The following is a 4,156-nucleotide window of genomic DNA, read 5'->3' as shown; positions in this document are numbered from 1 at the left end:
AGTCCTTGCGCTGGTTGGCAATTTTCCCATGCAGCTTCGCTACTTTCAGACGCTGTTTGTGCCAACGATTCGAGCCTTTCTTTTTACGAGACAATTTACGCTGTTCTTTCGCTAATTTTTCCAATGCTTTGCGATAGAATCGAGGATAATTGGCTCTCTTACCCTCGCTATCGACATATAGCGTACTCATGGAAAAGTCAAGCCCCACAACCGTTTGCACTTCTTTTAGGGCAGGTTGATGTTCGTACTCTGTGAGAATAGAAATATAGTATTTTCCTGTCTTGGTTTTCGTGATCGTACAAGACTTGATGATATGGTGGGCAGGAATTTCCCGATGTTGCTTGAGCTTGATCCATTTCAGTTTGGGCAGCTTGATATAGCCATCTGAGAGCTTGATGTTGCCATTTACCACATTTGTGGTGTACGACTGTTTCGCCTTGCGGTTTTTGAACTTGGGAAATCCAGCACGGCCAGAAAAGAAGTGTTGAAACGCTTTCTGCAAATTTAGTTGAGCATTTGCCAGCGCAAGACTGTCCACTTCTTTTAGCCAAGGAAACTCCTTTTTGTACTTGGCAGGGGTCGGAAATGTTTGCTGTTTCAAGGATTCTTGATCGTCCTTGGACTTTTCAAACATTTGTATGCGCTCTTCAAGCATTTTGTTATACACGAAACGGACACAGCCGAAGGTTTTGGCGAGCCGTTGTTCTTGTTCTTTTGTTGGGTATAGACGGAACTGATAGGCTTTGTTTGCCATATCGACACCACATCACTTCATACCTTGATTTTTGATATATTTTTTCTAAAACTGATTATATCATAACACACAAAAAAGAGACAATTTTAGGCTATACCTAACCGAAATTCATCTCCCACTTTCACTTCGTTTAGAAGTGGGAGACTTCTTTCGGAGGGAAGTTAAAAATTTGATAACCAATATTTTCAGTTCGTGTCTTTCGTTTTGTTTTGTTTTCTTTTCATGAATAAAAGAATTATGAGGAAGCCAAGCAAAATAAGTGTAATCCATAAGGAAATGGAATAAGCCTTTTTAAATAGTTGAAGAGTCCACGCTGGTGCCCAAGCATCCTCCCCTAGTAGCCAATATGCGACCACATTTGAAATTCCAATACCCTCTGTATTTGGTTTCAGCGATGATAATAATTAAGTGCTAAACTAATACTGCAAACTACGGATACGAAAAAAAGTGCAGTAATTGTGATAAGGAGTGTTTTAGATAAATCTTTTGTTCTTTTATGGAACAAATGAGTAAAAACTAAAAGAGTAAGTAGCAAAATATAATAAAAATAAAGTTCTGGATTGAACATCATTTCACCTCTAATTTCCCAAAATTATACTCTTGTCGTTAGTGAGACAAGAAGCTTATCGGATTTGGATTGCTCGTTATCGATGTTCCGTATGCCACAAGACGATGACCTTGCTTCCAATATTTTTTTATTCATAATTTTAAGAAATTAGTTCTGGAATAGTGTGTTACAAAGCAGTGAAAATTGTTCAACCACAGAATCTTATTCTTTGTCGTCCTTCGTTACTTTTGAAAGTTTAAAAATACCAACTAACAGACAAATCATACTTCCTGCCCATAATGCCCCTGATTCACCTAAAAGAAGGGAAATTTCTTCTGACGACATGGGATGATTAATGTCAAAAGAAATGGCTTTTAATGCCAAGTATACTGCAATAGAGAACGATACAAAATGCACGAAAATCCAAAGAAATGCTGCTCTTTGTGTGGTATTCCTTCTCCAAAGGAAAATTACCGTAATAATTGCAATGAGCATTATTGTAGAAAAACCACCAATTAACATGTTCATCACTTCTTCTTCCAAAGGCAGATGCCGATGCATGTTAAGAACACCTCACATAATGGATAAATGAACTCGTAGTGCTAGTTGAGAACTAGCACTACGAGTATTCCTCTTGCTGAAGCGCTTTTTCTTTTTGGACATACATCTCGTCATAGTCTATCTCGTTGTTGAAATATTGTTTCCATAAGTTATCGTGCTTGCTTTCTAGCATGTACAAAATCGGAAGCGACTTTTTCTTTGCATGAATATCCGCTTTTTTATCCCAGTTGTATAGCGCATCAAGATCATTGTCGATTTGTGCCGCGATGCCGATGTAAGAAGCATACGTTTCAATCGTTGCGATGTCCTCTTTTCCTGCTAATAAAGCGCCTATGACACAAGCCATCGCAACAAGAGAGCCTGATTTTTTCTCTACCATTTTTACATAGTCTGCTTCTGTTTGTACGTCGCACACCACATCAGTCTGTTGTCCGTGTACACTTTGCAACAAGCAAGACGTAACATATGACAGTGCCTTTAATTTTTTATTATTAGAAATCGATACATTCGCAATCGCTTGCTGACCAAGCAGCAAGAACCCGATTGCTATATGAAGAGGAATAGCTGTATCCTCGAAACGATCTTGATCGACTACATCATCCAATAAATCCCCAGCAAGCACGATCAATTCAACAGCTGCGGCGATATATGTTGAGTGATCTCCTTGTGCCGAAAACAAGTCATAATGCAAATAAGCCAACCGCCCAAACAACAAATCGCTCTCTTTCATATGTTGCTCGATTGCGACCAACATGTGTGCTTTCAGTTGCGGTTCCGACATAAATTGTTCCACGATTTCTTTCATTTGCTTCGCTATTTTTTCTTTTTCACTCATCCGATCGCACCTTACACAAATATTTACAAATAGGGAATATTCGACAATTCCAATGAAATTCCTTCCTGAAAAATAAAAAGACTTGTCGAAGATTGTGACAAGTCTTTTGCTTTGTTATCACTTACTACCCAATAGAACCATTAGCATTGCAATAAAACTCTATACTTGTTGAAATCGTATATGTTGCACCATTATAGGAATATTTTCCTGACACTGTAATGACGTATGTGCGCCCACTGTCAATTAATTCCACACTATATCCTGTCTGTGTCCACGTCCCACTGCCGGATGCTTTTGAGGAAATCGATTTAACTCCCGAAAACAGTTGTCTTTTATGAACATCGCTATACTGAGTTTTAAAAGTTCCTGTCACATACAAAGTTTGAACGGTTTGTCCAACTTGGATCGTTGTTGTTTTTGTCTTTGATGCAATCGATTGAGGAGTAATCGTCCCTGATTCTTTTGAGGAATTAATCCCCTTTTGATTCAAAATTGCCAACGAATCTTTTCCTATGCCAAATAAAATTCCCCAAACAAGCATTACTGCTACTGCTACACTGATCAATTGACGAATCATTTAAAAAATTCCTCCTTTCGTTTTGATAATTTGATTATACTTCACTTTTTTTCCATTATTCACCACAAACTTGCTGTCGAACCCCGCCATTTTTGACGGTGCGCCCGCCAATTTTGGCGGACTAGACAAAAAAACGCCCCCACCGATCCGCCAAGGACATAAAAACCCCCATCCAATGCTCATGCATCAGATGGGGGATTCGTTTTATCCGCGCAATGTGGCGCCGAATTGTTGTTCGACCGCTTTGATGACTTGTTCGTGAACGTTTGTTATTTCTTCATCTGTTAATGTCCGCTCTGGGTCATAGTAACGGAGCGAGAAGGCGATCGATTTTTTGCCTTCCGGGAGGCGGTCGCCCTTGTAAACGTCGAAAATCGTTACTTCTTTTAATAGCTCTCCGCCTGCTTTAATAATTGCTCGCTCGAGGTCACCTGCTACGATATGCTCATCAACGACAAGGGCGATGTCGCGCGTAATGGACGGGAAGCGTGGAATCGCCGTATAGCGAATGTCGGCTACTTCCGCTTTTAATAATGCTTCAAGATCTAGCTCAAATACATATGTTTCTTTTAAATCAAATTGTTTTTGCACGTTCGGATGAAGCTGACCGACAAAACCGACCATTTTTCCATCAAGTAAAATATCGGCTGTACGCCCTGGATGAAGGTGCTCGCGTTTTGCTTGCTTATATTCGATACGGTTCTCTAATCCTAGCAAGGCAAATAGACCATCTAAAATGCCTTTTGCAACGTAGAAGTCAACCGCTTTTTTCTCTCCTTGCCATAAATGCGCATGCCATACGCCTGTCAAGACGCCGGCTAACCGCTCTTTTTCGTTTGGCAACTCGTGTTCATTTGTTGCTAAATATACCGAGCCGATTTC

At 39.9% G+C, this 4,156-nt stretch carries 5 protein-coding genes; all 5 read right to left on the bottom strand.

The window, feature by feature from the left end:
- Window positions 1-754: RNA-guided endonuclease TnpB family protein (locus tag BO219_RS01255; protein WP_420807093.1), on the bottom strand; the 754-nt coding region annotated here is incomplete at its 3' end.
- Between the two features lie 769 nt (window positions 755-1,523).
- Window positions 1,524-1,862 (bottom strand): hypothetical protein, encoded by a 339-nt coding sequence (locus tag BO219_RS01245; protein ID WP_077427907.1) that lies wholly within the window; start codon window positions 1,860-1,862, stop codon window positions 1,524-1,526.
- A gap of 58 nt (window positions 1,863-1,920) precedes the next feature.
- Window positions 1,921-2,697 (bottom strand): polyprenyl synthetase family protein, encoded by a 777-nt coding sequence (locus tag BO219_RS01240; protein ID WP_226373735.1) that lies wholly within the window; start codon window positions 2,695-2,697, stop codon window positions 1,921-1,923.
- Between the two features lie 124 nt (window positions 2,698-2,821).
- Complete coding sequence (locus BO219_RS01235) at window positions 2,822-3,274, bottom strand: hypothetical protein (RefSeq protein ID WP_226373734.1); 453 nt, start codon at window positions 3,272-3,274, stop codon at window positions 2,822-2,824.
- Window positions 3,275-3,478: 204 nt separating this feature from the next.
- Window positions 3,479-4,156, bottom strand: a 678-nt coding sequence (locus BO219_RS01230) for a phenylalanine--tRNA ligase subunit beta-related protein (RefSeq protein ID WP_476692360.1), incomplete at its 5' end; no start/stop codon positions are given.

The organism is Anoxybacillus kestanbolensis (genome assembly GCF_001996285.1).
GTDB classification, from domain to species: Bacteria; Bacillota; Bacilli; order Bacillales; family Anoxybacillaceae; genus Anoxybacillus; species Anoxybacillus kestanbolensis_A.
The sequence above is the reverse complement of the archived record's forward strand: the minus strand, read 5'-3'. Positions and strand labels throughout refer to the sequence as shown.